Here is a 26,984-nt window from a genome sequence, read left to right as displayed (position 1 = left end):
CAGCTCGCAATTATGCCTGTGTATGGTACCTATCCGGCATGAAGTATTGCATTGGGCCGCCATAATGAACGGAACGGAATTCACGCAGTTGAAGGCGTTCGTCACCGTCTGCCAGGAACGGGCGTTCGGGCGCGCTGCCAGGCGGCTCGCGATGTCGCCGTCGGCGCTGAGCCGCACAGTCCGATCTCTTGAAAGCCGCCTTGGCGTGCGCCTTCTCAACCGGACGACCCGGAGTGTCGGACTGACGGAAGCAGGGCGCGTTCTCTACGATCGCGTCACGCCGATGATGACGGGCATGGACGAGGCCGTTCTGGCGGTCGGAGCCTATCAGGAAACGCCAAAAGGCGTGGTGCGGGTCAACCTGCCGAGCATCGCGGCACGGATTGCCATCCTGCCCAGACTGGCGCGGTTCCGATCCACTTACCCGGAGATCCGCCTGGATCTGGCGATCGACAACGACATTACGGATGTGGTTGCGCAGGGCTTCGATGCCGGTGTCCGCATCGGCGGTCAAATCAGTCGCGATATGGTCGCAGTTCGCATCACGCCCGATCTTCGAATGGCGGTTGTCGGCTCCCCGTCCTATTTCGCCGGCCGGCGGCGGCCCGAAATCCTGGCCGATCTGAAAGACCACATGTGCCTTACCTACAAATGGAAAGATACCGGAGTTCTGTACCCATGGCGGTTCGCCGACGTCGATGGTGTGATCGATATCGATGTCGAGAATGTGCTGACTGCCAATGATACGGATCTTCTTTTGGCGGCAGCGTGCGAAGGGCTTGGACTGGCCTACCTGATTGAAGATTTCGTAATGCCTTTCCTTGAAAATGGAAAACTTGTCCGGGTATTGGAACCCTTGTGCAGAGTTTTCCCGGGTTTTCATCTCTACTACTCAGAACGGACGCACATGCCTGCTTCCGTGAGGGCTTTTATCGACTTCATGAGAGTTTCAGTCTGAAGGCCGCTCCCGCGGACCGGAGCGATGCGCGCCCCACTCAACCGGGGCTTCGGCCGTGCGTCCGGAAGAACCCGTTGAGGGCGTCGAACGGCTCGGCCTCGGCCAGGGCGTCGAAACGGCCCTCGTCGGCCAGCATGCGCGCCGCACGCAGGAAGCCGCCCCACGCGGCGCGGCTCAGCGCGCTGCCAAGGCTGATCCGCCGCACGCCCAGTCCGGCGATCTGCTCAACCGTCAGGCCGATCGGCGCGGAGACCAGCAGGTTGAGCGGCTTCGGCCCCACCGCAGCGACCGCCGCCTCGATGATGTCCGGCGTGCGCAGGCCCGGCGCATAGAGGACGTCGGCTCCCGCCGCCGCATAGGCCGGCAGCCGGCGCAGCACCTCCTCGACGGCCGCCGGGTGGTCGACCAGCAGGGCTTCGCAGCGGGCGGTCAGCAGGATGCCAGTGCCGCGCAGCGCCTCCGCCGCCGCGGCGATCCGCTCGACGGCGTGAGTGAAATCATACAGCGGCTTCGACGGATCGCCGGTGGCGTCCTCCACCGACAGGCCGGCGACGCCGGTGTCGGCACAGAGCCGCAAATTGCGGGCCAGCCCGTCGAGGTCATGGGCATAGCCGGATTCGAAGTCGGCGTTCACCGGCAGGGCGGTCGCCCGGACGATGTCGGCGATGTGGGACAGCATGTCCGCGCACGGCACCGCCCAATCGGCATCGGGCAGCCCGCGCGAGAAGGCGAACCCCGCCGAGGTGGTGGCCAGGGCGCGGAAGCCGAGATTTTCCAGCATCAGCGCGCTGCCGGCATCCCACGGATTGGGAATGACGAAACAGCCGTCCCGGTGGAGGTCGGAGAACACGGCGCGGGCTTGGCGGCGGTCGGCCATCACGGTCTCTTTTGCTGGAAGGGCGGCGCGGGCGCGGCCGGCCTTTCCTCCCACGCTACGGCAGTACGCCCGCGCAGTCCATCGGCCGACGACGCGGGTGCCGGGCCGCGCCGGTCAGACCATCGAATCGATCTCGCGGCGGCTGTCCTCGGACAGGCCGAGCCGGGAGGCGAGATAGGCAAGATACTGGCGGTCGACCTCGCTGCCGCCGCGCACCGCCAGTTCGGACGCCAGATAGACCTGTTCGGCCGTCTCGGGATCGTGGACGTCGCGGACGATCTCGTCCAGCGGCCGCGGCGCCCGCAGCTCGGCCTCGACGATGCGGCGGTCCTCCGGCTCGGCCTGGGCAGCGTCGAGGCTGTCGAGAATGCGCCGCTGCTCGTCGGGCGAGATCCGGCCGTCGGCATTGGCCGCCGCGATCATCGCGCGGATCAGCAGAAGCGCCTTGGCGTCGCCGAGATCCGGTTCCGGCGGGCCGCCGCGCAGCACGCCTGCCAGACGGTCGCCGAGGCCGCCGCCGCCGGCCTTTCCTGCCGCTCCGCCCAATATGCCGCCCAGTGCACCGCCCACTGTGCCGCCCCCGGCACCGCCGCCCAGCGCGCCGCCCAGCACACCGCCGAGCCCCAGCCGGTCGAGGATGCCCCCCAGCGGTCCGCCCGCCGACGGAGCCGGAGCCGGAGCCGGCCCCGATGGCTGCCCCGATGGGTGATGGCCCGGAGCGGCCGGCGTCCGGCTGTCCTGGTAGGCCCGGTAGGCGAGATAGGCGAGCGAGGCGAGGCCCGCCTTCTGCAAAAGTCCCGAGCCGCCGGCCGCAGCATGGGGCATGCCATAGCCGTGGCCGTACTTGCCCTTCATCTTCTTCCTGCCCTTCTTGCCGAGGAGCAGGGGCATCGCGGCGGCGAAGGCCGGCCCCCGGCCGGTGTGGCCGCCGAGCCCGTTGGCCATGATGACGCCGAGGACTTTGCTGAGGTTGCTCATCGTTCCCTTCCCTGCCGGCTGCGGATGACACATCCCGGCCGCAGCGGTGTGCCGCGGACGGGAGCCGTAGAGATGGGGACGGCCGCGGCCATTGAAACCGGTGTCCCCCGCAAGAGCGGCGGGGGAAAGGCGGGGCCGCCGTTCGAACGGCCCCGGACATCACCTGGCGAGCGTCACTTGACCAGCGGGCAGCCGCTGGCCTTCGGGTCGATGTAGGCCTGCGCGGCGGGAACCGTCTTGACGATCTTGAAATAGTCCCAGGCATACTTGGATTCGGCCGGCGTCTTCACCTGGGCCAGATACATGTCGTTGAGGATCCGGCCGTTGGCGGCGATCTTCGCGTCCTTCATCATCATGTCGGTGATCGGCATGGACCGCATCTTGGCCGCCACCTTGTCGGTATCGTCGGTGCCGGCCTCCTTGACCGCCTTCAGGTAATGCCGGACCGCCGAATAGACGCCGGCCTGGTTCATCGACGGCTTGCGCCCGGTGCGCTCCTCGAACTTCTTCGACCAGGCGCGGGTCTCGTCGGTCATGTCCCAATAGAAGGAGTTGGCGAACATCAGGCTCTGCGCGGTCTCCAGCCCGAGCGCATGGATGTCGTTGACGTTCAGCAACAGGCCGGCAAGCGTCTGGCCGCCCTGGGGAATGCCGAACTCGGCCGCCTGCTTGACGGCATTGATGGTGTCGCCGCCGGCATTGGCGAAGGCCACCACCTCGGCACCCGACGCCTGCGCCTGCAGCAGGTAGGAGGAGAAGTCGGACGCGCCCAGCGGATGGCGCACGCTGCCCTTGATGGTGCCGCCGAGCTGCTTGACCGTGTTGACCGCCTCGGCTTCCAGCGAATGGCCGAAGGCATAGTCGGCGGTGATGAAGAACCAGCTCTTGCGGCCCTGCTCGACCAGCGCGCGGGCGGTGGCGGAGGCCACGGAATGGTTGTCCCAGGTCCACTGGAAGCCGTAGGGGCTGCATTCCTTGCCGGTCAGGTCGGTCGAACCGGGGCCGGACATCAGGAAGAGGCGCTTCTTGTCCCGCGTGATCGCCTGCACCGCCAGCGCGGCGGCCGAGTTCGGCACGTCGCCGACGACGTCGACCTTCTCGGTGTCGATCCACTGGCGGGCCAGGTTGGCGGCGATGTCCGCCTTGTTCTGGTGGTCGCCGACGATGATCTCGATCTTGGTGCCGTTGACGGCATTGCCGAACTCCTCGGCCGCCATCCGGGCGGCGATCGCCGACCCTTCGCCGTTGATGTCGGCGTAGATGCCGGAGCGGTCGGACAGCATGCCGATCTTGATGACGTTGTCGGACATCTGGGCCTGGGCGGTGCCGGAGGCCAGGGCGGCCAGGGCGGCGCCGGCGAGAAGCAGTGTGCGCATGGTTCGCTCCCTAATTGGACGGTTCTTGGTGTTTGGGACGCCCGCCCCCCGACCGGGATCGGGGGGCGGATATCGGTTGCCCGATGTCAGTGGCCCGGTATCAGTGGGTGGTATAACCGCCATCGACCGGAAGGGCCGTTCCGGTGATCGAGCCTGCGGTGTCGGAACACAGGAAGGCGATGGCGGAGGCGACCTCCTCCGGGGCGATCAGCCGGCCGGTCGGCATCTTCTCCAGGAACACCGCCTGCAGCACCCGGTCCTCCGGCAATCCGGTGACCTCCGCCTGCTGGGCGATCTGCCGCTCGATGATCGGGGTCAGCACCGTGCCGGGACAGACCGCGTTGCAGGTGATGCCGTGGGGCGCGACCTCGATCGACACCGACTTGGTCAGGCCGATGATGCCGTGCTTGGCGGCGACATAGGCCGGCTTGTGCGGCGCCCCCACCATGCCCAGCACCGACGAGGTGTTGACGATCCGTCCCCAGCGCCGCTCCCGCATCGCCGGCAGCGCCGCCTTGATGGTGTGGAAGGCGGCGCTGAGATTGACCGCCAGCAGCAAATCCCACTTGTCGTCGGGGAACTCGTGCAGCGCGGCGACATGCTGGATGCCGGCATTGTTGACCAGGATGTCGACCGGCCCCAGCAGGCGGGCGGCCTCGGCCATCATGGCGCGGGCCTCCTCCGGCCGGCTGAGGTCGGCGGCGGAATAGACGATCCGGCTGCCGCTGCGCTCGGCGATCTCGGCGCAGTTGCGGTCGATCTCCGCGCGGTCGCCAAAGCCGTTGACCATCACGTCGCAGCCCCGGCCGGCAAGCTCGCGCACCGTCGCCAGACCGATGCCGCTGGTGGAGCCGGTGACGACGGCAATTCTGTTCTGCATGTCTGTTCGTTCCTCGGTCGGATGATATCGCGTCAGAACGCCACCTGGTCGGCGCCCTTGAGATCGAGCATGGCGCGCGCCTCCTCGGGTGTGGCGACCTCCAGCGACAGCTCTTCCAGGATGCGGCGGATCTTCGCCACCTGCTCGGCGCTGTTGCGGGCGAGCCGGCCCTTGGCGAGATAGAGGCTGTCCTCCAGCCCGACGCGGACGTTGCCGCCCATCACCGCCGCCATGGTGGTGAAGGGGATCTGGTGGCGGCCGGCGGCCAGCACCGACCATTCGTAATCCTTGCCGAACAACCGGTCGGCGGTCTCGCGCATGAAGACGAGGTTGCGTTCCTCCGCGCCGATGCCGCCGAGGATGCCGAAGATGGTCTGGATGAACAGCGGCGTCTTCACCAGCCCGCGGTCGAGGAAATGCGCGAGGTTGTAGAGGTGCCCGACATCATAGCATTCGAACTCGAACCGCGTGCCGCAGCCCTCGCCGAGGTGCTCCAGGATGTAGGCGATGTCGCGGAAGGTGTTGCGGAAGATGAAGTCGTCGGTGCTGCGCAGATAGGGCTCTTCCCAGTCGTGCTTCCAGTCCTTGTAGCGGTCGGCCAGCGGGAAGATGCCGAAATTCATCGACCCCATGTTGAGCGAGCACATTTCCGGCTTGGCCAGCAGCGGGGCGGCGAGCCGCTCCTGCACCGTCATGTTCAGCGAGCCGCCGGTGGTGATGTTCAGCACCGCGTCGGTGGACTGCTTCAGCCGCGGCAGGAACTGCATGAACACCGACGGATCGGGGGTCGGCTGCCCGGTGCGGGGATCGCGGGCGTGCAGGTGCAGGATCGCCGCGCCGGCCTCCGCCGCGCCGACGCCCTGTTCGACGATCTCGTCCGGCGTGACCGGCAGGGCATCCGACATGGTGGGGGTGTGGATCGATCCGGTCAGCGCGCAGCTGATGATGACCTTCTTCTTCGATGCGGCCATGGAAGGCCCTCCTGTGCGGGTCCGGCCGGGAAGGCTGCGGACGGTTAGAGTGCGGGGTCTGGGGTGGCGGGCGGCTATCCCCGCTCGAGCTGGTCCAGGCGTTGGAGATGGGTGGCGAGACGGGCGGCGGTCTCTTCCCGCTCGGCGTCGGTCCAGTTCCGGAAGCCCGCGCCGGACTTCATGCCGAGTCGCCCGGAGGCGACCAGATCGCGCAGGAAGGGCTGCGGGCCCGGCGTGCGGTCGAGGTCGGGCAGGACATGGCCATGCACCGCCAGCGTGAGGTCGGTGCCGACGAGATCGGCGTTCTCCAGCGGCCCCAGCACGGCGAGCCGCCGGCCGAAGCTGGCCTTCACCACGGTATCGACCGTCTCGGCGTCGCAGACGCCGTCCTGGACCAGCGCGATGGCCTCGCGCCACAATGCATGCTGCAGGCGGTTGCCGATGAAGCCGGGAACGTCCTTGCGCACCTCGACCGGCATCTTGCCGATGGAACTCAGCAGGGCGGTCATCGCGGCGACCGCCGCATCGGCGGTGTCGCGCGTCCGCACCACCTCGACCAGCGGGATCAGATGGGCCGGGTTCCACCAGTGGGTGCCGAGCGCACGGGTCCGATCGCGCAGCGGCTCCATGATCCGGGTGATCGGGATGACCGACGTGTTGCTGGCGAGAAGCGCGTGAGGCGGCGCCGCCGCCTCGGCCGCTGCGAGGATGCGCTGCTTGAGGGCGAGATCCTCGGGCACCGCCTCGATGACGATGTCGGCGGCGGCGACCGCCTGCTCCAGCGTCTCGCGCGGGTGGATGCGGTCGGCGGCGGCGAGGTCCTGACCCGCCTCCCCGAGGGTGCGGCGGATGCGGTCGAGGATGCCGGCCCGGCGGCCGGCGTCGGGCTCCTGGATGTCGACATGGTGTCCGGCGGCGGCGAAGGCCTGCGCGATCCCCTGCCCCATCATCCCGGCGCCGATGATGGCGATGCGCTGGTGTGTCATGGTCTGTGCATTCCCCCCTTCGCATGGCCGGATGGCCCTGAACCGCCGTCTTTGCCGTACCAGCGCCGCTTCAGGGCGCTGTGCTGATTGTTCGTTGCTACCGCGTTTGCGGATTTCTTGTAAGCAAAGTGCATGCCAAATCGTCAAGCATCTGTTATAGAATGATTTTTGTCCGGTTCCTGCAATAAGCCAAAGGCTGGGTGTTTGAGATTGCGCACACGCCGTTGCGGCAGGAGCCTCAGCCTCCTTGAAAATTGGCGCTTTCGTCGTGTTCACTTTTCTGACAGATAATGTTCTTGATAGTGACAGTCAGTCATGGGGAAGATTTGGGTATGCCGACGGACCGGGCCGAACAATTCGCCGCGGCGCGCACGCTGATGGTGATGATCGACGAGATGATCGACGGCGCCCTGCTGGTCGACAAGGATGTCCGGATCGTCTGGTCGAACGACAAGCATGTCTGGTTCAACGACAAGCTGATGGCGCAGCTTGGATTCCAATCGCCCGCCGACGCGATCGGCCAGCCGGTGGAGCGCGTCATCCCGCACAGCCGGATGCGCGAGGTGGTTGAAACCGGCCGCTCGATGCCGCTCGACATCATGCGCTATGGCGAGCACACGCTGTTGGTCAGCCGCCTGCCGCTGCGCGACGAACAGGGGGAGGTCATCGGCGCCCTCGCCTTCGCCCTGAAGCACAGCCTGACCTATCTCCGGCCGATCGCCGACCGCTTCAACAAGCTGCAATCGCGGCTGAACCGGGTGGAACAGGAGTTGGCGGCCAGCCGGGCGTCGAAATATACGGTGGAGAACCTGATCGGCTTCAGCCCGGCGATGCTGGAGGTGAAGCGGCTGGTGCGCCGGGCCGGCCAGATCCGCTCGGCGGTCCTGCTGCTGGGCGAGACCGGGACCGGCAAGGAGCTGGTGGCGCAGTCGATCCATGCCGGCTCCGACCGCGCGCACCGCCCCTTCGTCGGCGTCAACACCGCCGCCATTCCCGAAAATCTGCTGGAGGCGGAGTTCTTCGGCGTCGCGCCGGGGGCCTACACCGGTGCCGGCCGCCAGCCGCGCCCCGGCAAGTTCCAGCTGGCCGACGGCGGCACCCTGTTCCTCGACGAGATCGGCGACATGCCGCTGCCGTTGCAGGCCAAGCTGCTGCGCGCCCTGCAGGAGCGCGAGGTCGAGCCGCTGGGGTCCAACAAGGTGGTCAAGGTCGATGTCCGCATCGTCGCGGCGACCAGCCGGCCGCTGGCCGAGATGGTGCGCAGCGGCGCGTTCCGGCCCGATCTCTACTACCGGCTGAACGTCTTCCCGATCCAACTGCCGGCGCTGCGCGACCGCCGGGACGATCTGGAGATTCTCGCCTCGTTGTTCTCGGAGAGGGTCGCGCTCAGCCTCGACCAGCCGATGCGCGACCTCACGCCGCCGGCGCTCGACCGGCTGCGGCGCCATGACTGGCCCGGCAACGTCCGCGAACTGGCCAATGTCGTCGAACAGGTCTATGTGCGCACCGAAGGCGACCGCATCACGGCCGAGGATTTCGCGGACATTCTGCCGGGCGCCGCGCCGGACGCCCACCTCGGCCGCTCCAATCCGTCCATCGCCGTGGCGGACGGGAAACGCCCGCTGGCCGTGGCGATGGACGATCTGGAACGCTCGCTCATCCTCGAAGCGCTCGCGGGCTGCCGGGGCAACAAGCTGGAGGCCGCCCGCAGCCTCGGCCTGTCGCGCACCAACCTCTATGCCAAGCTGCGCAAGCACGGCATCCCGGTGCAGCCGGACGATTGATGCGGCTGCGGGCGCCTCAGAACTTCCGCGAGACGCGGGCGGTGACGGTCAGCGGTTCGTTGAGGTAGCACATCGACTGGGTCGCGTTTTTGGTGCAGGTGTATTCCACCTCGCGGTCCAGCAGGTTCCGCACATTGACCGACAGGCGCCACGCCTCGGCGGTGTAGCGCACCATCATCTCGTCCATCACATAGGCGGCGGTGGTGACGTTGCTGGAATTGTTGGTGGTCTTGCCGACGAAACGCAGGCCGCCGCCCAGCCCGAAGCCTTCCAGCGGCCCGTCCTGCACGCCGTAATCCAGCCACAGCGACGCGGTGTGGATCGGCTGGTCGGACTGCTGGCGGCCGATCTCGCTGGCGGTGTTGCTCTTCGTCACCTCGATGGGGTTGTAGGTGTAGGCGGCGACCGCGTTCAGCCCCTGGGCCAGCCCCATGGTCAGGCCCAGCTCGACGCCCTGCGACTTCACCTCGCCGGTCTGCACGCTGCACCGGCTGCCGCTGCACAGATGGGTCGGATCGGGGTCGGTGGTCAGCACATTCTGCTTGCGCAGGTCGAACAAGGCGACGGTCGCCAGCAGGTTGCTGCCCTGCGGCTCGTACTTCACGCCGATCTCGTACTGGCGGCCGGTGGTGGGCGTGAAGCGGGTGCCGCCCCAGCCGGTGCCCGATTGCGGCTCGAAGGATTCGGCGTAGCTGGCATAGGGGACCAGCCCGAAGCCGGTCTTGTAGGCGACGCCGAAGCGGCCGGTGTAGGCGTTCTGGTAGCCGACGCCGCTGGAGACGCCGGGGAAATCGCGGCGGCCGCCCAGCAGGAAGACCCAGTTCTCGCCGACCGAGATCTGGTCCTGGACATAGACGCCCAGCATGCGGCTGTCCACGTCGTCGAACGACAGGGCCGGTTCCGACCCGTAGCTCCCGTAGACCGGGTTGAACAGGTCGAGCGAGGTCTCGACCGACCGCGATCCGAAACCGTCCTTCATGTTCAGATAGGAATAATCCACCCCGCCCAACAGCGTGTGGTCGGTGGAGAGGACGGAGAATTTCCCTTCGGCGCGGGCGTCGAACGCGTAGTTCTCGGCGTCCTGGCCGTAGACATACTGGGCGCGGTTGATGATCCGGCCGTTGGCCTGGAAGCTGCCGGGCCAGACCTGCCGGTAATCCAGGTCGTATTTCGCGTAGCGGCCGCCGAAGGAGAATTTCAGGCGGTCGCTGACCGCGTGCTCGGCCAGCAAGGTGACCTGGGTCTGTTCCTGTTGAAAGCGGTCGTAGTCCGGCTCGCCCATGTAGGTCTTGGAATTGGTCGTGCCGTAGGCCGTGGTGTAGCGGCGGCGCGGCGTCCAGCCCCGGCTCTCGTCCACCTGATGGACGGCGGCCAGCGTGACGCTGGTCCCCTGCTGCGGCCTCCAGGTCAAGGACGGGGCGATCATCTTGCGGTCGGCCCGGTCATGCTCGATGCCGTTCAGGCCGTTGCTGTCCTGGACGGCGGCGGTGATGCGGTAGAGCAGCTCCTTGTCCTGGTCCAGCGGGCCGGTGATGTCGCCTTCGATGCGCTTCCAGTCGTTGGAGCCGTATTCCACCGCGACCTCGGCCGACTGGACGTCCTGCGGGCGCTTGCTGACCATGTTGATCAGGCCGCCGGGAACGCTCTGGCCGTACATGACGGAGGCCGGGCCGCGCAGGATCTCGACCCGCTCCATCAGGAAGGAATCCATCCGCTGCCAGCTCTGGCCGGCGACCTTCAGCCCATCGCGGTAATAGGTGGTGGTGACCGGAAAGCCGCGCATCTTGTACCAGGAGCTGCGCGAATCGCCGACCGAGCCGTAGGACAGCACGACGCCCGGCGTGTATTTGACGGCATCCTCCAGCGTCTGGACATTGCGCGCCTCCAGCTCCTCCGCGCCGACGACGCTGATGCTCTGGGGCGTCTCGACCAGCGGGGTGTCGGTCTTGGTGGCGCCGGCGGAGCGGGTCGCCACATAGCCCGGCACCGGACCGTAGGCGGTCGCGCGCCCGGTCCCGCCGCCCTGCACCGTCACCGGATCGAGCAGGACGGCGCCGGCGGCGGCGACCTTTTCCAGCGTGACGGTCTTGGGGCCGGTGAAGCGCCAGGTGAAGCCGCTGCCGGCCAGCAGTTGGTTGAGCGCGTCCACCGGGGTGGCGGTGACGTTCAGGCCCGGGCTGGTCAGCCCCTGCACCGCCGGGGCCGAGAACAGCAGGCGGAACCCGGCCTGATCGGCGAAGGCGGTCAGCGCGCTGTCGAGCGACTGGGCCGGAACGCTGAAACGCATCGCCGGCTCCGCGCCGGCCTGGGCGACGGTGGTGGTGGCTGCAGCGAGAGGCGCCGGCAGGACGGCAAGAGCCGCGCAAGCGGTGGACAGCAGAAGAAACTGGCGAAACCCTCGCCCGACGATGCGAACCGCCCGAACGGCCATTGCAAATCCCCCTGGTGGCAGTCGTTCATGAAGCGGGACGCCCCCGATCAGCGAATGCAAATCATTCGCGTCCCACCAAAGGACGGATGACGAATGGCCGAGCGACAGCGGCCGGAAAAAGATTTTCGGGAATTTCGCAAAAAACTTCGGGCTGGCTCCTGCCGCCGCCCCTACCCCCGCCCCTACCGCAGAACGGTCAGCAGCGGCAGGTGCAGCACCCTGACCGGCAGGGCCTGTTCGATGGCGCGCAGCATGGCATCCTGGTCGTCCAGTTCGAAGACGCCGGTCACCGGCAGACGCTCCAGATCCGGATTGGCGACGACGACGCGGCCGGGGCGGTAGCGGCTCATCTCCGCCGCCACCTCGACCAGCGGACGCTGGTTGAAGATCAGCTTGCCGCGCCGCCACGCCGTCGCCGCCGCCTCGTTCACCTGCTGCGGCAGCGGCTGGCTGCCGGCCCCGCCATAGCCCGCCCCCTGCCCGGCAATCAGGCGCACCGGCAGGCCGGCGGCGGCGGTCACCTCCACGATGCCCTCGCTGACGGTGACCCGCACCTCGTCGCCGTCGGTGCGGACGGCGAAGGCAGTGCCGACGGCCCGCGTCTCGCCGCCGCGCGCCGCCACCACGAAGGGCCGGTCGGGATCCTTCGCCACCGCAAAGAAGGCCTCGCCGGCCGTCAGGACGATGCGCCGCTCCGCCGCGGTGAAGCGGACCGAAAGGGCGGTGGCGGTGTTGAGCATCGCCATGGAGCCGTCGGGCAGGGTCACCTCGCGGCGCTCCCCCGGCCGGGTGGCGTGGTCGGCGGCGAGCCCGGCCAGCGGGCCGAACACCCCGGAGGAGGCGACCAGCGCGGCGGCCGACGCCGCCATGGCGCCGGTCATGACGGCCCGGCGGCCCAGGTGCCCCGGACGCCGGTCGATGCCGCGGCGCATCGCCCCGGCCGGCAGATGCGGCAGCCGGCCGCGCGCCGCTTCGCGCCGGGAGAACTCTGCCGCCGTCGCGGTATGGCCGATGTCGCGCCACAGCGCCTCCGCCGAGCGGGCGGCCCGCTCATGGGCCGGGCTGCGGGCGCGCCATGCCGCGAACTCGTCCGGGCCGGCGGTGCCGAAGCTCACGCGGACCAGCCAATCAAGCGCTTCCTCGTCGAGGATGGAGGCATTCGGATCGGACATCGGCGGATCGGACATCGGCGGGCAGCCTGCGGCGGAAGGACGGGTCGTCTCTACCATAGGACGTTTTCCGGCGGCGACGGCGACAGGAGCGGCATCACGATTTTTCCCTACGATCTTTCGCTGTCCAGCCGCTGGCGCCATGTCCGGCAATGCTGCATGGCCTGGGCCACGTATTTCGTGACCATGCTTTCCGAAACACCCAGGCGGACGGCGATCTCGGCCTGGGACAGGCCGCCGAGCCGGTGCAGCAGCAGCGCCTCGCGCGGTTTGGCCGGCAAGGCCTGCAAGGCCTCGTCGAGCAGGCGCAACCGTTCCTTGGACAGCAGCGCCTCGTCCGGCGAAACGGCGTCGTCGGCCACCACCGCGACCTCGGCCGCGACCGTCTCGGCCGGGACCAGCCATTTGTCGCGGCGCAGCCGGTCGATCGACAGGTTGCGGGCGACCCTCAGGATGTAGGCACGCAGATTGCCGATCGGCTTTTCAGACTCCTGGATCGCCGCGAGCCGGAAATAGGTGTCCTGCGCCACGTCGGCGGCATGGTCGGCGTCGCCGGTCCGCCAGATCAGGAAGCGCAGCAAATCCCCGTAATGCTCCTGGAAGCCCGCCACCAGACCGGGCTTTTCCCTGTCCCCCATCCCCTGCCTTCCCGGTTCCCCACCCAGCGGCGGGCAGCCTAGCCCGATTGATAATGATTCTCAAACGCGAATCGGCATCGCACCCGGCGGCGGGGATCCGCCCGCTCCGATCCCCCTCCTTTGCATCGGCCCGGCCCGATGCCCCCGATGCTGCCCATGCGTGTTCGGGCAAGGATTGGAAAGCCGGTCCGCAGATGCCGCGAGCACAGGAGACAACCATAAGTGCATTCCAGGAAAAGCATGGACACGCAAGACATCGCTAAAGCATTGAAATTGGCTGCAGCCAGATAGGTCTTGAAAGTTGCAACATGACATTTCTATAATGATAATCATTCGCATTTTCTAATCCGCACCGTTGCTCGACTCGATTGGAACGGCACCGTGCCGGGCGTTGAAGCTGCGTTACCTAAGATGCCGTCTGGCAGGGGAATCGCCACCATGACTCGTACCCACGGCAAGGCCGCTGCGCGCCAAGCCGCCCGCTACAACAACGGCATGTCCGTTGCTCCTTATGCCCTGATGTCCGGCCTGCGCCCGGTCGCAACGGCAGCAAGCCTTGCCGGCGCCGTGCTGGCGGGCGGCCTCGCGCTGCCGTCCGCGGCCCTTGCCCAGACGGCAACCGCGGCCCCGGCGGCTTCGGCCAAGGCGGCCGCGACCCCGGCTGCTTCAAGCAAGGCCGACGATGCGACGACGCTGCCGGTCCTGGAGATCACCGCCAGCTCGCCGGCGCAAGGCGCGCTGCAACAGCCCTATGCCGGCGGCCAGGTGGCCCGCGGCGGCTCGGTCGGTCTGCTCGGCACGCGGAACGTGATGGACACGCCGTTCAGCACGGTCAATTTCACCTCGCAGCTGATCGAGGACCAGCAGGCGCGCACGGCGGCCGATACGCTGATCAACGACGCCTCGGTGCGCCTGACCACGGGCAGCAACGGGTTCGACGACACCTTCCAGATCCGCGGCTTCGCCGTTCCGGCCGGCGACGTCGGCTTCAACGGCATGTATGGGCTGGTGTCGTCCAACCGCGTGCCGTCGCAGCTGATCGAGCGCATCGAGCTGCTCAAGGGTCCGGGCGCGCTCGCCAACGGCATCGCCCCCGGCGGCAGCATCGGCGGCGGCATCAACATCATTGCCAAGCGCGCCGGCGAGGAGCCGCTGACCCGCGTCACCACCACCTATCTGAGCGACGCCAATTTCGGCCTCAATCTCGACGCCAGCCGCCGCTTCGGCACCAACAAGGAGTGGGGTGTCCGCTTCAACGGCCTGCTGCGCGGCGGGGAAGCCTCAATCGACGACGGCGACGTGCGCTCCGGCTTCGGCTCGCTGGCGGTGGATTACCGCGGAGAGCGGGTGCGCTGGTCGCTCGACGCCATCCGGCAGCATGACAGCACGGACAATTTCCGGCCGCAGATCAGCCTGCTGTCCACCATCCCGTCCATTCCGTCGCCGCCCGACGCCCGCAGCAACTGGTATCCGGGAACGACGCTGGTCCAGAAGGACACCACCGTCGCCTCGAACATCGAGTTCGACGTGACCGAGGCGCTGACCGCCTATGCCGGCATCGGCTACCGCAAGGGAACCAACGACCAGGTCTTCCCGGTTTCCGGCCCGGCGGCGAACGCGCTCGGCACCTTCACGGTGCGCAATTCCTATTACGATTCCTACAACGAGACGGTGAGCGGCACCGCCGGCCTGCGCTGGCGCTTCGAGACCGGACCGGTCCGCCACGCGCTGAATGTCGGCTACAGCGGCTTCCGGCGCGACGAGGGCAATGCCTACATCCAGTCGGCCGGCACGGTCGTCTCGAACATCTACCGCCCGTCGGCGCTGCCCGTCATCACCGCCGCCCGCACCGACCCGCGCAAGTCGGCCGAGACGACGCTCACCAGCTTCGCGGTGGCCGACACGCTGTCGATCCTCGACGAGCGGGTGCTGCTGACGCTCGGCGTGCGCGACCAGACGGTGAAGGTCGACAGCTTCAACACGACCACCGGCGCCCTGACCAGCAAGTACAAGGCCAGCGCGACGACGCCGCTCGCCGGCTTCGTCGTCAAGCCGCTGGAGCATGTCTCGGTCTATGCGAACTATGCCGAGGGGCTGTCGCGCGGCACCATCGTCGGCGCCGGCTACGCCAACACCGGCGCGGTGCTGGCCCCCTACAAGTCGAAGCAGTACGAGGCCGGGGTCAAGGTCGATTGGGGCAGCATCACCACCACCGCGGCGGTGTTCCAGCTGTCCCGGCCGAACTCGATCCGCAACGCGGCCAACGAGCTGGCCTATGACGGCGAGCAGCGCAACCGCGGCCTGGAGCTGTCGGCCTACGGCGAGATCCTGCCCGGCCTGCGCGCCATGGCCAGCGCCTCCTTCCTGCGCCCGGAGCTGACCAAGACCGCCGTCGCGGCGGAGCAGGGCAACGACGCGGCCGGCGTGCCGGACAAGACCTTCTCCGCCAGCCTCGACTGGGACACGCCGTGGGTGCAGGGCCTCTCCCTCAACGGGCGGGCGATCCACACCTCGGGCTCCTACCTGACCAACGCCAACACGCTGCGCTTCGACGGCTGGACCCGCTTCGACGTCGGCGCCCGCTATTCCGCCACTGTGGCGGGCAAGCCGGTCGTGCTGCGCGCCAATGTCGAGAACCTGTTCGACAAGGATTACTGGCTGACCACCGGCACCTACGTCACCGTCGGCGCGCCGCGCACCGTGGTGCTGTCCGCCACCGTCGATTTCTGATCCACGTCCCTTTGCCGCCGGAATTCCCATGAACAGATTTTCCGCAATCGTCGCCGTCGCCGCGCTGGGCTTCGCCTTGCCGGCGCAGGCCCATCAGATCTGGATCGAACAGCCCGACGGGCAGAACGCCACCATCCGCTTCGGCGAGTTCGGCGAGAACCTGCGCGAGGCGTCGCCCGGGCTGCTCGACAAGTTCGTCAAGCCGGCCGGCACGCTGGTCTCCGCCAAGGGCGAGCGGGCGTCCGATGCCGCCAAGAGCACGGACGGCTTCACCCTGCCCTTCAAGGCCGCGGACGGCGAGAGCATCGTGGCCGAAGACGCGCAATACCCGCTCTACAGCTGGAAGCAGGGCGACAAGGACACCACCAACTGGTTCCATCCCGCCGCGCGTCTGATCACCGGCTTCGCCGAACAGCAGCCGAAACTGGCGCTCGATCTGGTGCCGGCCGGCAAGCCGGGCCAGTTCAAGCTGTTCTACAAGGGCCAGCCCAAGGCCAAGGCCAAGGTGACGCTGGTGACGCAATCCGGCTGGGCGAAGGAGGGCCATACCGACGAGCAGGGGCTGGTGAGCTTCGACATGCCGTGGAAGGGCACCTACGTCGCCGAGGTCGCCGTCAACGAGCGCAGCCCGGGTGAGCGTCCGGGTGCCAACGGCGCCGAGAAGTATGACGGCGTGAGCTATGTCACCACGCTGACCTACGTCCATGCCGACGGTCTGGCGCCGATCCCCGCGGGACCGGCCGCAGCCCCCGGCAAATGACCGCCATGGCCGGCTGGATCCGTTGGATCCGCGATTTCGGCCCGCTCGTCTCGCGCATCGCCGCCGCCCTGTTCGGCGGCTATGCGCTGGCGGCGCTGGCCAGCGTGGCGGTGCTCGCGCTTCCCATGGCCAAGCCGCAGGCGGTGCTGACCGGGATGCTGGCGAGCTTCGCCATCTATGCCGGCGCCGTCATCTGGGTCTTCGCGGTGCGCAGCGCGCTGCGGGCCTGGGCGGGCCTTCTTATCGTGGCCGCGCCGCTGCTGGCGGCGGCGTGGTCCGTCTGGTGACGGGGACTGTCCGTGGGGAAAGCCCGATGAAAACGGCCAAAGCGCCACGCCCTGCCGGCCAAGGCATCCGCCAGAGCATGTCCGGCCTGCACAGCTGGACCGGGCTGCTGCTCGGCTGGATTCTCTATGCCATGTTCCTCACCGGGACGGTGGCCTATTTCAAGGACGAGCTGTCGCAATGGATGCGGCCGGAGCTGGCGCACCAGACCGAGGTGCCCGATCCGGCATCGGTGGCCCAGCGCATCGCCGACGAGCTGGCCGGCGTTGCGCCGGGCAGCCCGCAATGGAGCATGCGCCTGCCCGACGCGCGCAACAACAGCGTCTACGCCTTCTGGCGCACGGCGCCGCGCACACCGGGCCAGCGCGGCTTCGGAGAGGGATATTTCGATCCCGCCACCGGGCGCACGGTGAGCGCACGCGACACGATGGGCGGCGACTTCTTCTACCGCTTCCATTTCCAGTTCCACTATATGCCGGTGCTGTGGGGGCGGTGGATCGCCGGCGCGGCGGCGATGTTCATGCTGGTGGCCATCGTCAGCGGCGTCATCACCCACAAGAAGATCTTCGTCGATTTCTTCACCTTCCGCTGGGGGAAGGGACAGCGCTCGTGGCTCGACGCCCACAATGCGCTGTCGGTGTTCGGGCTGCCCTTCCACTTCATGATCACCTACACCGGGCTGGTCACGCTGATGGCGCTCTACATGCCGTGGGGCGAGCAGGCGGCCTTCAAGAGCCAGGCCGAGCGCCGGCAGCTGACCGCCGAGCTCAGCGCCTTCATCCAGCCGGGCCAGCCCAGCGGGCGGAGCGTGCCGCTCGCCCCGGTCGCGGACATGGTGCGGCAGGCCGAGGAGCGCTGGGGCCGCGACGCGGTCGGGCGCGTCACCGCCACCAATCCCGGCGATGCGGCGGCGCGGGTCGCGGTGGCGCGCGGCGATGCCGGGCGCGTCTCCATGAGTCCGCAATATCTGGAGTTCGAGGGCACCACCGGCCGGCTGGTCGCGGTCCATGAGGGCGTCGGCCCGGCGGCGGAGACGCGCGGCGTGCTCTATGCGCTGCATCTGGGGCGCTTCAGCGACAGCGTGACGCGCTGGCTCTATTTCCTGGTCAGCCTCGCCGGCACGGCGATGGTGGGCACCGGGCTGGTGATGTGGATCGTCAAGCGGCGGCAGAAGCTGCCCGATCCGGACCGGCCGCATCTCGGCTTCCGTCTGGTCGAGCGGCTGAACATCGCCAGCATCGCCGGGCTGTCGGTCGCCATGACGGCGTTCCTGTGGGGCAACCGCCTGCTGCCGCCGGGGATGGCCGAGCGGGCCGCCTGGGAAATCCATGTCTTCTTCATCGTCTGGGCGCTGGCGCTGGTCCATGCCGTGCTGCGTCCGGTGCGCAAGGCGTGGATCGAGCAGCTGTGGGCGGCTGCGGCGCTGCTGGCGTTGCTGCCGCTGCTGAATGCGCTGACCACGGAACGGCCGCTGTGGCACAGCCTGGCCGACGGCGATTGGGTGTTCGCCGGCATGGACCTGATGTGCTGGGCGCTGGCCGCGCTCCATGCCGCCCTGGCGATCAGGACGGCGCGGCACCGGCCGAAAGTCCGGTCCGGAGTTCAAAAGACACGATCCGGGGGCGCATCGGATCGCGAAGCGACCGACCGTGAACGGATGGCCGGCGCCCTGCCGCGCAAGGGGGAAGCATGACCCATCTGTTGCCCTTCGCGCTGTGCCTGGCCGGGTTCGCCGCGCTGGCCCTGGCGATGGACCGCCAGCAGCACGAGCTGTTCGGGCGGTCGCTGCCGAAACCCACCACGCGCGCGCTGCGCACCGCCGGCAGCGCCGCCCTGCTGCTGGCGCTGGGCGTTCTCGTCGGCCGGCAGGGCTGGGGCCTCGGCCTCGTCATGTTCAGCGGCCACACCAGCCTGACCGCCGGCATCGTGCATTGCACGCTGATCGGCTACATGAGGCGGGCCGCCGGTGCGCCCGCGCGCCGGTAGGGCGCCCGCGGCGAGGCCCATGCCGACGGCTCCTGATCCTGACCTGCCAGGATCAGGAGCGGTGGTTTTGCAAAGTCGGGCACGGGCAGGATCGAGAGACTGTCTATCCGATCCGGTCAGAAGCCGGGAAGGCGGAACGGCAGGTCGATGACGATCCGGGTGCCGTCCGGGCCGCTGAGCATGGCGAGATCCGCACCCAGCGTCGCGGCGCGCTGCCGCATGTTGTTCAGCCCCTTGCCGGGCCGCGCGGCGCCGCTCCCTTCGAGGATGCCGCCGGGGATGCCGCAGCCTTCGTCCCGCACGACGATCCGGACCGCGAAGCGCAGCGCGGCATCAGGCCCGCCGTCCGGAGCCGGAGCCGGCGCCATGACGATGGCGACCCGGCGGCAGCCGGAATGGCGCACCGCGTTGGTGACGGCCTCCTGGAGGATGCGGAACAGGGTCAGCGCATGTTCCGACCTCAACCCCTCGACATCGGGCAGCGGCGCCATCTGCCAGTCGAGCTCGATCCCCTGGGCCTGGAGCTGCGGGCCGATGCGGTCGTGGAACTGGGCCAGCATCATGCCCAGATCGTTGCCGACATCGTCCAGCGACGCCACCACCAGCCGCAGATCGTCCAGCGCCTGCCGCGCCGCCGCGCCGATGCGGCGGTAATCGCGCTGCGGCAGCTCGCATTGGGCGACGATCGACACCAGCTGCCCGGCCAGCCCGTCATGCAGGTCGCGGGTCAGGCGCAGCCGTTCGCTTTCCAGCGCGGTGACATGGGTCTGCGCATGCTCGCGGGCGAAGCTGGCCCGCAGCTCGACCTCGGCCGCCGCCACCTCCTGCCGCAGCACGTCGTTGAAGCGGTTGACCTCGCCCAGCGCCTGGGCAAACCGCCACATCAGCGTGGCGCTGATCACCGTCATCAGCAGGGGCGCCATGTAGCGGGTCAGCGACGGCACGCGCAGGCCCAGCACGCCGATCACCGACAGGATGTCATGGCCGACCATCAGGCTGACGACGATCAGGCCGCCCAGCACGAGCTGGGCGGCGGCGTGGTTCCGGCGGACCGCCGCGGACAGCGCGATCCAGATCGACCAGCCCAGAATGACCGTCCCCCAGGGAATGCCGACGAACAGCCACAGCGGGGCGAACCATGGCTGCAGCTGCGCCGGGTCGAGGGAGGCGACCAGGAACGCCACGGTGATCACCGCCGGCACCAGCAACAGCAGCCAGATGGGAACTGTCAATCTGCGCCCGACCAGACGGGCCATCACGATGGGCAGCAGCGCCGCCTGCCATTGGCCGGTGAAATTGATGACGCGCAGCGGCCATTCCAGCCCGTTCAGCTCGGTGAGGAACAGCGGCAGGCCCTGGAGCACGCCGAGCCCGAGGATCAGGCTCATCAGCAAATGGATCGGCTCGTCCCGGCAGCCGATCCACACGATCAGCAGGGACAGGCACAAGGCCGCCTGCCACGCCACCAGCAGGCGCGGCAGCGTGCCCATCATCCATTCGCGTTGGTTGTAGGCGGGGCGAAGCAGGTGGTCGGCGCCGACCAGCACGGTGTCGAGAAAACCGCCGCCCTGGCTCCAGGCCTCCATGCGGATGTCGATCCGGTTCTCGCCGCCGTTCAGGAACGGTTTGGGAATCGGCTGGATCAGCGGGATCAACTGGTTGACGACCACGTCGGATTGCAGGTTCCGGCTGTCGGCCAGCAGCACCCCGTTCACCCACAGGGTTATGCGCCCGGACAGGAGCGGCACATAGACCGACCAGGGCTCCTCCGTGTGCGGGTCGTAGCGGAAGGTCAGGCGGAACAGGCCGGAACAGCCGATGGGATCGGGCACCGCCTTGCAGCGATGGGGAAGCGAGACGGCCGCCGCCTCCGCCGGCATCGCTTCGGGGGGCGGCCTGCCGATGTCCCGGTCCGCGGGCACCGGGGAGAATTGCGCCTCGTCGATGGTCAGGACGCCCTGCGGAACCGTCGGGATCGCCGTCACCAGCCCCAGACCGAACGCCGTGGCCAACGCATAATACACAAGCAGCAGCGGCCCGCGTCCCCTCAGCCATGCCCTCAGCCATGCCCGCAGGCGCGTCCGCAGGGGTTGGCCGGGCAGGGGTTGGCCGGGCACCGGCAGACCGGCGATGTGTTGGCTCACGGGGGTCAGTCCGACAGCTTGATGATTTTCCGTTCCACCGCAGTGTAGACCGCTTCGCTGCGGGAATTGACCTCGAGCTTGCGGTAGATGTTCTTGATGTGGCTCGGCACCGTCTGCCGGCTGATGCCGAGCCGGGCCGCGATGTCGTTGTATGTGAAGCCCTTGGCGATGCCCCACAGGATGTCCATCTCGCGCGGGGTCAGGGCGGGCGGCGGCGCCTCCTCCGCCGCCGCGGCCGGCGGGGCGGCCTGGGACTGGCGGATGATGTGGCGGGCGATGGAGGCGGAGATGGGGGAGCGGCCGTTGGTCAGGTCATGCACCGCCACGATCAGGTCGATCGGCCGCGCGTCCTTCAGGATGTAGCCCGAGGCACCGGCACGCACCGCCTGCATCACCGACAGCTCGTCCCCCAGGACCGAGATCACCATGATCTCGGTCTCCGGCATGCGCTGCCGCACCTCGCGGATCAGCTCGCTGCCATGGCCGTCGGGAAGCTTCAGGTCGGTCACCAGAACGCGTGGACGGTGGTTTTCCAGCGCCGCGCGCGCCTCCGCCAGCGATCCGGCCGAGGCCAGCAGCACGATGCCCGCGCCCGCGGCCAGCGACGCGGCCAGGAAATCCCGGGTCGGGGCGTCGTCCTCCACCAGGATCACCGAGATGACACCGTTGCCTCCGTCGGCCGATCCTGCCTGATCCACTATAGCGACCCCATACGGACTGTTGCCGGATCGAAAATCCGGCGCAACCGGTATCATACCGGGCAGCGGCGGGACATGACCATACCATGAAAACGGGATGCCGCCGGCATGCGGCGGCGCGCATGCTGCCCCGGCGCGCATGCCGACATGATCCATATGCCGATGCGGCAACTCCACACGGGGCCGCCGATGCCTGCACCGGCCACACGCCTCGCACCCTCCCCGTCCCGCCCGGACAGCCTGCGGACGTGCCGGAGGAGTGGCGCCGCATCGCCGGGCGGGAGCGTGTCCGCAGCGGGGAGGCCGACTGGCGCGGCGTTTCGCCGCGGTGTCGCCGGCGGTGGAGCTGGACGTCGCCCGGCGGAACGGCGCCGCCTGGATCGAAGGGGTCGAGGAGTGGCTCGACTTCCGGGGGGCGACTTCGCGCCCCGCTTTACAGCATATGACCATCGTGCAATACCCCTTGCCATGAGGAATCTGGAGCGCCCGGCGCCGGCCGTCCGGCCGGAGGATGTCCATGGACGGATCGGCGATGCCGCCGGCGCCGGGGCTTTCCGTCTGCGCTGCGCGGGCTCCTGCCGGTGACCGCGGCCGGCCAGGGGTTGCGCCGCGGGTTGCGCCGCGTCGGCCTGACGGCCGGCATGGCGGCATTGCTGGTCCAGCTGTTCGCCTGGGCGCTGCTCATGCCGGCGATGTCCGCTCCGGCCGGCGGGAGCGGCGGCGGGATCGCCGTCTGCACCGCCGAGGGAATGGTTCTTCTCGACGTCGACGGCCCGCCGGCCGGCGCGGAACTGCCATCGGGACAAGCGCCGGATCTTCCGGACGGGCATGCGGACGGCGGAGGCTGCCCGCTGTGCCCGCTGATCGCCGGGCTGCATCTGCCGCCGCCGCTTTTCCTGGTGACGCAGGACAGCGTGATCCGGCACGGCGCAACGGCCCTGCCCGGCGCGCTGATCCTGGCCGGCTGGTTCCTCTCCACCCTCCAGGCACGCGCACCGCCGGCCTGAGACCGCAACCGCGGGATCGTCGCGCGCTTCCGGTCGCGCCAATGCCCGCGCCTGCCGTCCCCCTGCTGCTACGGCCCCACGGTTCGACCCGCGCCTCCGCCGCGCGGCGACCGTCCGGCTGTTCCCCGATCGAGGTTCTTCATGACGTCGCGTTTCACCGCGGCCGGCGCCCTGCGCGCGGCCCTGCTGTCGGGTGCCGCACTGGCCGGGCTGTCGCCCGCCGGCACCCTGGCCCAAACCGCCCCTTCGCCCGCCCAGTCGCTTCCCGCCATCTCCGTGATCGCCAGCCCCGACGATGCCCTGCCGGCCGGCAGCGGCCTTGGCGGAAGCGGGCCGAACGGAAGCGGGTTGGCCGCCCGCCTGACCTCGACCAGCGACGTCGCCGCGCTGCTGCGCGGGCTGCCCGGCGTCAGCCTCTACGGCAACGGCGGCGTGTCGAGCCTGCCGGCGCTGAACGGGCTGGGCGCCGACCGCGTCAACGTGCTGGTCGACGGCGCCCCCATCGCCCCCGCCTGCCCCAACCAGATGAACCCGGCGCTCTCCGCCATCGCGCCGACACGGGTGTCGAAGGTCGAGGTGCTGGCCGGCATCACCCCGGTCAGCGCCGGCGGCGACAGCATCGCCGGCACCATCTCGGTCGAAAGCGCGCCTCCGGTCTTCGCCGCGCCGGGCGAGGCTGTGTACACCGAGGGCAAGCTGTCGGCCTTCTACCGCTCCAACGGCCACGGCGTGTCCGGGGCCGCCGAGGCGACGGTCGCCAACGACACCGTCAGCCTGCGCTATGACGGATCCTGGAGCCGTTCCGGGAATTACGAGGCGGGCAACGGCCGGACCGTCCGCTCGACGCTCTACAATGTGCAGGACAATGCGGTCACGCTCGGCGCGCAGCGCGACGGGCACCGGCTGACCCTGCAGGGCGGCATCCAGACCATGCCCTACCAGGGCTTTCCCACCCAGCGCATGGACCTGACCGACAACCGCAGCCTGTTCGTCAATGGCCGCTATGAAGGAAGCTTCGATTGGGGAGCGCTGGACGTCCGGGCCAACTGGCGGCGGACCGAGCACAGCATGAACTTCCTGGAGGACAAGGGCGGCACCGCCGGCGGCGGCATGCCGATGGACACGCGGACCACCGACGCCGGCTATTCGGTCAAGGCGACGCTGCCGCTGTCGGCGCGCGACACACTCCGCTTCGGCACCGAGTTCCGCCACACCCATTTGGACGACTGGTGGGATCCGGTGGCGGGCAGCATGATGATGAGCCCGCTGACCTACTGGAACATCAACGGCGGCACCCGCAACCGCGTCGGCACCTTCGCCGAATGGGAAGCGAGCTGGTCGCCGGCCTGGACCACCCTGCTCGGCGTGCGCAACGACGTGGTGTGGATGGACACCGGGGCGGTGCAGCCCTATTCCTGGCAGAACTCCCTGGGCATGGGTGGGGGCATGATGGCGATGGCCAACCCGGACGCCGCCGACGCCCGGGCCTTCAACGCCCGTGGCCGCGGGCGAACCGACGTCAATTTCGACGTGACGGCGCTGGCCCGCTACACCCCGTCCGACAGCAGCGCGATCGAGGCCGGCTATGCCCGCAAGACCCGCTCGCCCAACCTGTACGAGCGCTATGCCTGGGGGACCGGCGCAATGTCGAGCAGCATGAACGGCTGGTTCGGCGACGCCAACGGCTATGTCGGCAACCCCGACCTGAAGCCGGAGGTCGCCAACACCGTCAGCACCACCCTGTCGCTGCACGACGCCGCCCGCAAGTCATGGGAGGTCAAGCTGACGCCCTACTATACCTATGTGCAGAACTACATCGACGTCGAGCGGATCGGCACGCTCGGCAACGGCTTCGTCAAGCTGCGCTTCGCCAACCACGACGCGATCCTGTTCGGCGCGAACCTGTCGGCGGCGGCGACCGTCCATGAGGACGAGGCGCTCGGCACAGTCCGGCTGTCCGGCGTGGTCGGCTGGGTGCAGGGCCGCAACCTCGACACCGGCGACGCGCTGTACCACATGATGCCGCTCAACGCCCTGCTGACGCTGGAGCACCGGCTGGGCGGCTGGAACAGCGCGGTCGAGCTTCAGGCGACCGCCCGCAAGGAGCGGGTGGAGACGGCACGCAACGAGCCGGAGACGCCGGGCTACGCGCTGGTCAACCTGCGGACGGGGTACGAGTGGGGCAATGTCCGGGTCGATGCCGGCATCGAGAACCTGCTCGACCAGGCCTATTATCCGCCGCTGGGCGGCGTCGATTACGCCGACTACCGCGCCGGGGGAAGCCGGGGCACGGCGGGACCGCTGCCGGGGGCGGGACGCTCCTTCGTCGCCGGCCTGACCGTGAAGTTCTGAACCGCAACATTCCGGATATTCCATCCGGCGCCGGAGCGGACGGCCGACCGGCGGGGGAATCCGAAAAAGGAATGGCTGGCCGCCGACCGCCCGGATAAGTGTCCGGAGAACCGGGAGGCAGCTGTTGGAAGAGACGGTCGAATTGTCAGGGTTGATCCTGGTCGTCGCGGCGCTGTACGCCGCCGTCGGCCAGGCCGGGGCGTCCGGCTACCTTGCGGTCATGGGCATGGTCGGCCTCGACCCGGCGGTGATGAAGCCGGCCGCCCTGACCTTGAACCTGTTGGTCGCGGCGATCGGCACGGCCCGGTTCGCGCGGGCGGGGCTGCTTCACTGGCGAAACGTGTACCCATTCGGCGTTCTGGGCATGCCTTTCTCCTTCGCCGGCGGCTTGGTGCATCTTCCAGCGGCGGCCTATTACCCGGTGGTCGGCGCCTGCCTTCTGCTGGCAGGGCTGGAACTGACGCGCTCCACCTGGGTCGCCGGCCGCAGGCGGGCCGTACCGGCGGCGCCGGACCACCCGCCCTTCTGGGCGGCACTGGCAGCGGGTGCCGGCATCGGCTTCCTTTCCGGCATGACCGGAACGGGAGGCGGCATATTCCTCGCCCCCCTGATCCTGCTGATGGGCTGGGTCGAAACCCGGCGGACAGCCGCGGTGTCGGCCGCCTTCAACCTTCTGAACTCGGCATCGGCCCTGCTGGGCACCTGGGCGACGGTGCCGGCACTGCCCCCGGCGCTGCCGGTATGGCTGATGGCCGCCGGCGCCGGCGGGCTGTTCGGCGCATGGCTGGGCAGCCGGCATCTCCCGGTCGTGGCGTTGCGCTATCTGCTTTCGGCGATCCTGGTGGCGTCCGGGGTGAAGATGCTGATGGCCTGAGCAGGTCAATGATCGGGGCCGCCGGGATCACCCGCGCCGACGCTGGAGAAGGCCATCAGTTCCGCGATGCAGTCGGCGACGATGCGCGACGGCCGGCGGTTCGGCGGCAGAAGCAGCAGGGTGCGCGAGCGGATCACCGGCTCGAAGGCGCGGGCGACGAGGCCCCGGCCGAGATAGGGCTCGGTGGTCAGCGGGCTGACCAGCCCGCAGCCGATGCCGGCCTGGACCATGGCGCAGACCGTGGTCGAATAGGGCGTCTCCAGCACGATCTTCGGCATCACGCCGTGGACCGCCAGCACGCCGTCCAGCCGGCGGCGGGCGGTGTCCTCCGGCGCCAGCGCGATGAAGGGCAGCCCGTGCAGGTCGGCCGGGTGCAGCACCGGGCGCGACGCCAGCGGATGACCGGCGGGAACGGCGATCACCAGCCGCTGCTGCATGAACAGCGTCGCATCGACCCCGGTCACGTCGATCTCGTCCGCCGCCAGCCCGACGTCGAACTGGCCGGATGCGATCAGATCCTTGACCACCGACGACATGCGCGCCTGGACGGTGATCGACACGTCTGGGTGACGCAGTTGGAAGGCCCGCAACGCCTTGGGCAGGACCGTGGTGCTGATCGCCGACTGGCAGGCCACCCGGATTTCGCCCGATCCGAAATCGCGGATGCGGGCGGCGGCGGCGCGCAGATGGATCAGGCCGGCGAAGGAATCGGACACTTCCTGGAAGAACAGCCGCCCCTCCTCCGTCGCGATCAGGCGGCCCTTGGCGCGGTGGAACAGCGCAAAGCCGATCTCGCGCTCCAGCTCCTGGATCGCCTTGCTGACGGCCGGCTGGGAAATGCGCAGCACCTCGGCGGCGCGCGACGCGGTGCCGTTGGTCATGACTGCGTGGAACGCCTCGACCTGACGCAGATTCATGTAGATCTCGCATTATAACCTGAGGGAATAGAGTATCCTGAAATCGATGGCGGATGAAATGGGGCTGTCGGCGGCGGATCGGACGAATCGTCCGGAGCCCCGTGGAATGGCTTGACCGCCCGGTGCCGCCCGTGGTCGATGGCATCGGTCCTTCCGTATCAGGTGGCTTCGCCCCTCATGGCC

Annotated in this window: 22 protein-coding genes; 10 read left to right on the top strand and 12 right to left on the bottom strand. The window is 68.8% G+C overall.

Annotated elements, in window-relative coordinates:
- The first annotated feature begins 88 nt into the window (after window positions 1–88).
- The gene (locus AL072_RS16545) at window positions 89–958 is read left to right on the top strand and encodes a LysR family transcriptional regulator (protein WP_245636894.1); all 870 of its coding nucleotides are present in this window, start codon (window positions 89–91) and stop codon (window positions 956–958) included.
- Between the two features lie 37 nt (window positions 959–995).
- Here AL072_RS16545 and AL072_RS16540 read toward each other — a convergent pair whose 3' ends face one another.
- The 6 genes from AL072_RS16540 to AL072_RS16515 all read right to left on the bottom strand — a co-directional run bounded on the left by AL072_RS16540 (window position 996) and on the right by AL072_RS16515 (window position 7,026).
- Window positions 996–1,835 (bottom strand): isocitrate lyase/PEP mutase family protein, encoded by an 840-nt coding sequence (locus AL072_RS16540; protein WP_045583133.1) that lies wholly within the window; start codon window positions 1,833–1,835, stop codon window positions 996–998.
- 114 nt (window positions 1,836–1,949) lie between these two features.
- Window positions 1,950–2,813 carry a tellurite resistance TerB family protein gene (locus AL072_RS16535; RefSeq protein ID WP_052710115.1) on the bottom strand — a complete coding sequence of 288 codons (864 nt, stop codon included), beginning with the start codon at window positions 2,811–2,813 and terminating at the stop codon, window positions 1,950–1,952.
- Window positions 2,814–2,986: 173 nt separating this feature from the next.
- On the bottom strand, window positions 2,987–4,189 hold the full coding sequence (locus tag AL072_RS16530) for an ABC transporter substrate-binding protein (protein WP_045583134.1): 1,203 nt from the start codon (window positions 4,187–4,189) through the stop codon (window positions 2,987–2,989).
- A 100-nt stretch (window positions 4,190–4,289) separates the two neighbouring features.
- Complete coding sequence (locus AL072_RS16525; protein ID WP_045583135.1) at window positions 4,290–5,069, bottom strand: 3-hydroxybutyrate dehydrogenase; 780 nt, start codon at window positions 5,067–5,069, stop codon at window positions 4,290–4,292.
- 32 nt (window positions 5,070–5,101) lie between these two features.
- On the bottom strand, window positions 5,102–6,040 hold the full coding sequence (gene kce / locus AL072_RS16520; RefSeq protein ID WP_045583136.1) for a 3,5-dioxohexanoate:acetyl-CoA acetone transferase: 939 nt from the start codon (window positions 6,038–6,040) through the stop codon (window positions 5,102–5,104).
- A gap of 74 nt (window positions 6,041–6,114) precedes the next feature.
- Window positions 6,115–7,026 carry a 3-hydroxyacyl-CoA dehydrogenase family protein gene (locus tag AL072_RS16515; RefSeq protein ID WP_082109047.1) on the bottom strand — a complete coding sequence of 304 codons (912 nt, stop codon included), beginning with the start codon at window positions 7,024–7,026 and terminating at the stop codon, window positions 6,115–6,117.
- A gap of 332 nt (window positions 7,027–7,358) precedes the next feature.
- Here AL072_RS16515 and AL072_RS16510 point away from each other — a divergent pair, with 332 nt between their 5' ends.
- The gene (locus tag AL072_RS16510) at window positions 7,359–8,810 is read left to right on the top strand and encodes a sigma-54 interaction domain-containing protein (RefSeq protein WP_045583137.1); all 1,452 of its coding nucleotides are present in this window, start codon (window positions 7,359–7,361) and stop codon (window positions 8,808–8,810) included.
- 16 nt (window positions 8,811–8,826) lie between these two features.
- Here AL072_RS16510 and AL072_RS16505 read toward each other — a convergent pair whose 3' ends face one another.
- The 3 genes from AL072_RS16505 to AL072_RS16495 form a co-directional block, all read right to left on the bottom strand.
- Window positions 8,827–11,241 (bottom strand): TonB-dependent siderophore receptor, encoded by a 2,415-nt coding sequence (locus AL072_RS16505; RefSeq protein WP_045583138.1) that lies wholly within the window; start codon window positions 11,239–11,241, stop codon window positions 8,827–8,829.
- A gap of 182 nt (window positions 11,242–11,423) precedes the next feature.
- On the bottom strand, window positions 11,424–12,413 hold the full coding sequence (locus tag AL072_RS16500; protein ID WP_063840361.1) for a FecR family protein: 990 nt from the start codon (window positions 12,411–12,413) through the stop codon (window positions 11,424–11,426).
- 107 nt (window positions 12,414–12,520) lie between these two features.
- The gene (locus tag AL072_RS16495) at window positions 12,521–13,048 is read right to left on the bottom strand and encodes an RNA polymerase sigma factor (protein ID WP_045583139.1); all 528 of its coding nucleotides are present in this window, start codon (window positions 13,046–13,048) and stop codon (window positions 12,521–12,523) included.
- A gap of 438 nt (window positions 13,049–13,486) precedes the next feature.
- Here AL072_RS16495 and AL072_RS16490 point away from each other — a divergent pair, with 438 nt between their 5' ends.
- Genes AL072_RS16490 through AL072_RS16470 form a run of 5 tightly spaced genes read left to right on the top strand, consistent with a single transcriptional unit; the run spans window position 13,487 to window position 18,809 of the window.
- On the top strand, window positions 13,487–15,778 hold the full coding sequence (locus tag AL072_RS16490; protein ID WP_245636893.1) for a TonB-dependent receptor: 2,292 nt from the start codon (window positions 13,487–13,489) through the stop codon (window positions 15,776–15,778).
- Window positions 15,779–15,806: 28 nt separating this feature from the next.
- Window positions 15,807–16,538: a DUF4198 domain-containing protein gene (locus AL072_RS16485; RefSeq protein ID WP_045583140.1), complete on the top strand. Its 732-nt coding sequence runs from the start codon at window positions 15,807–15,809 to the stop codon at window positions 16,536–16,538.
- Window positions 16,535–16,825, top strand: a complete 291-nt coding sequence (locus AL072_RS16480; RefSeq protein WP_200909870.1) for a DUF3649 domain-containing protein — start codon at window positions 16,535–16,537, stop codon at window positions 16,823–16,825. The genes AL072_RS16485 and AL072_RS16480 overlap by 4 nt, the downstream gene beginning before the upstream one ends.
- 26 nt (window positions 16,826–16,851) lie before the next feature.
- Window positions 16,852–18,516 (top strand): PepSY-associated TM helix domain-containing protein, encoded by a 1,665-nt coding sequence (locus AL072_RS16475; RefSeq protein ID WP_045583141.1) that lies wholly within the window; start codon window positions 16,852–16,854, stop codon window positions 18,514–18,516.
- Entirely contained in the window at window positions 18,513–18,809 is a 297-nt protein-coding gene (locus AL072_RS16470; RefSeq protein WP_045583142.1) for a DUF3325 family protein, read from the top strand. Before AL072_RS16475 ends, AL072_RS16470 begins: the two co-directional genes overlap by 4 nt.
- 116 nt (window positions 18,810–18,925) lie before the next feature.
- On the opposite strand, the gene AL072_RS16465 is transcribed toward AL072_RS16470, so the two are convergent.
- Window positions 18,926–20,953 (bottom strand): sensor histidine kinase, encoded by a 2,028-nt coding sequence (locus AL072_RS16465; protein WP_045583143.1) that lies wholly within the window; start codon window positions 20,951–20,953, stop codon window positions 18,926–18,928.
- 5 nt (window positions 20,954–20,958) lie between these two features.
- Complete coding sequence (locus tag AL072_RS16460) at window positions 20,959–21,651, bottom strand: response regulator (RefSeq protein WP_245636892.1); 693 nt, start codon at window positions 21,649–21,651, stop codon at window positions 20,959–20,961.
- A 581-nt stretch (window positions 21,652–22,232) separates the two neighbouring features.
- On the opposite strand from AL072_RS16460, the gene AL072_RS16455 reads away from it, so the two are divergent.
- The 3 genes from AL072_RS16455 to AL072_RS16445 all read left to right on the top strand — a co-directional run bounded on the left by AL072_RS16455 (window position 22,233) and on the right by AL072_RS16445 (window position 25,884).
- The gene (locus AL072_RS16455) at window positions 22,233–22,658 is read left to right on the top strand and encodes a DUF2946 family protein (protein ID WP_245636891.1); all 426 of its coding nucleotides are present in this window, start codon (window positions 22,233–22,235) and stop codon (window positions 22,656–22,658) included.
- A gap of 141 nt (window positions 22,659–22,799) precedes the next feature.
- Complete coding sequence (locus AL072_RS16450; protein WP_045583145.1) at window positions 22,800–25,010, top strand: TonB-dependent receptor; 2,211 nt, start codon at window positions 22,800–22,802, stop codon at window positions 25,008–25,010.
- Between the two features lie 124 nt (window positions 25,011–25,134).
- Entirely contained in the window at window positions 25,135–25,884 is a 750-nt protein-coding gene (locus AL072_RS16445; protein WP_045583146.1) for a sulfite exporter TauE/SafE family protein, read from the top strand.
- Between the two features lie 5 nt (window positions 25,885–25,889).
- Here the strand turns inward: AL072_RS16445 and AL072_RS16440 are convergent, their stop codons facing one another.
- Window positions 25,890–26,801, bottom strand: a complete 912-nt coding sequence (locus tag AL072_RS16440; RefSeq protein ID WP_045583147.1) for a LysR substrate-binding domain-containing protein — start codon at window positions 26,799–26,801, stop codon at window positions 25,890–25,892.
- Window positions 26,802–26,984 lie beyond the last annotated feature (183 nt).

Source organism: Azospirillum thiophilum (assembly GCF_001305595.1).
In the GTDB taxonomy this organism is placed as follows: Bacteria; Pseudomonadota; Alphaproteobacteria; order Azospirillales; family Azospirillaceae; genus Azospirillum; species Azospirillum thiophilum.
Note: the sequence above shows the minus strand (reverse complement) of the source record. Positions and strands in the feature narration are given on the sequence as shown.

Excerpts from the sequence above, each read along its gene's own strand:
- AL072_RS16540 (WP_045583133.1), bottom strand. The coding sequence starts at position 1,835 with ATGGCCGACCGCCGCCAAGCCCGCGCCGTGTTCTCCGACCTCCACCGG.
- AL072_RS16535 (WP_052710115.1), bottom strand. The coding sequence starts at position 2,813 with ATGAGCAACCTCAGCAAAGTCCTCGGCGTCATCATGGCCAACGGGCTC.
- AL072_RS16530 (WP_045583134.1), bottom strand. The coding sequence starts at position 4,189 with ATGCGCACACTGCTTCTCGCCGGCGCCGCCCTGGCCGCCCTGGCCTCC.
- AL072_RS16525 (WP_045583135.1), bottom strand. The coding sequence starts at position 5,069 with ATGCAGAACAGAATTGCCGTCGTCACCGGCTCCACCAGCGGCATCGGT.
- kce (WP_045583136.1), bottom strand. The coding sequence starts at position 6,040 with ATGGCCGCATCGAAGAAGAAGGTCATCATCAGCTGCGCGCTGACCGGA.
- AL072_RS16515 (WP_082109047.1), bottom strand. The coding sequence starts at position 7,026 with ATGACACACCAGCGCATCGCCATCATCGGCGCCGGGATGATGGGGCAG.
- AL072_RS16510 (WP_045583137.1), top strand. The coding sequence starts at position 7,359 with ATGCCGACGGACCGGGCCGAACAATTCGCCGCGGCGCGCACGCTGATG.
- AL072_RS16505 (WP_045583138.1), bottom strand. The coding sequence starts at position 11,241 with ATGGCCGTTCGGGCGGTTCGCATCGTCGGGCGAGGGTTTCGCCAGTTT.
- AL072_RS16500 (WP_063840361.1), bottom strand. The coding sequence starts at position 12,413 with ATGTCCGATCCGAATGCCTCCATCCTCGACGAGGAAGCGCTTGATTGG.
- AL072_RS16495 (WP_045583139.1), bottom strand. The coding sequence starts at position 13,048 with ATGGGGGACAGGGAAAAGCCCGGTCTGGTGGCGGGCTTCCAGGAGCAT.
- AL072_RS16490 (WP_245636893.1), top strand. The coding sequence starts at position 13,487 with ATGACTCGTACCCACGGCAAGGCCGCTGCGCGCCAAGCCGCCCGCTAC.
- AL072_RS16485 (WP_045583140.1), top strand. The coding sequence starts at position 15,807 with ATGAACAGATTTTCCGCAATCGTCGCCGTCGCCGCGCTGGGCTTCGCC.
- AL072_RS16480 (WP_200909870.1), top strand. The coding sequence starts at position 16,535 with ATGACCGCCATGGCCGGCTGGATCCGTTGGATCCGCGATTTCGGCCCG.
- AL072_RS16475 (WP_045583141.1), top strand. The coding sequence starts at position 16,852 with ATGAAAACGGCCAAAGCGCCACGCCCTGCCGGCCAAGGCATCCGCCAG.
- AL072_RS16470 (WP_045583142.1), top strand. The coding sequence starts at position 18,513 with ATGACCCATCTGTTGCCCTTCGCGCTGTGCCTGGCCGGGTTCGCCGCG.
- AL072_RS16450 (WP_045583145.1), top strand. The coding sequence starts at position 22,800 with ATGACGTCGCGTTTCACCGCGGCCGGCGCCCTGCGCGCGGCCCTGCTG.
- AL072_RS16440 (WP_045583147.1), bottom strand. The coding sequence starts at position 26,801 with ATGAATCTGCGTCAGGTCGAGGCGTTCCACGCAGTCATGACCAACGGC.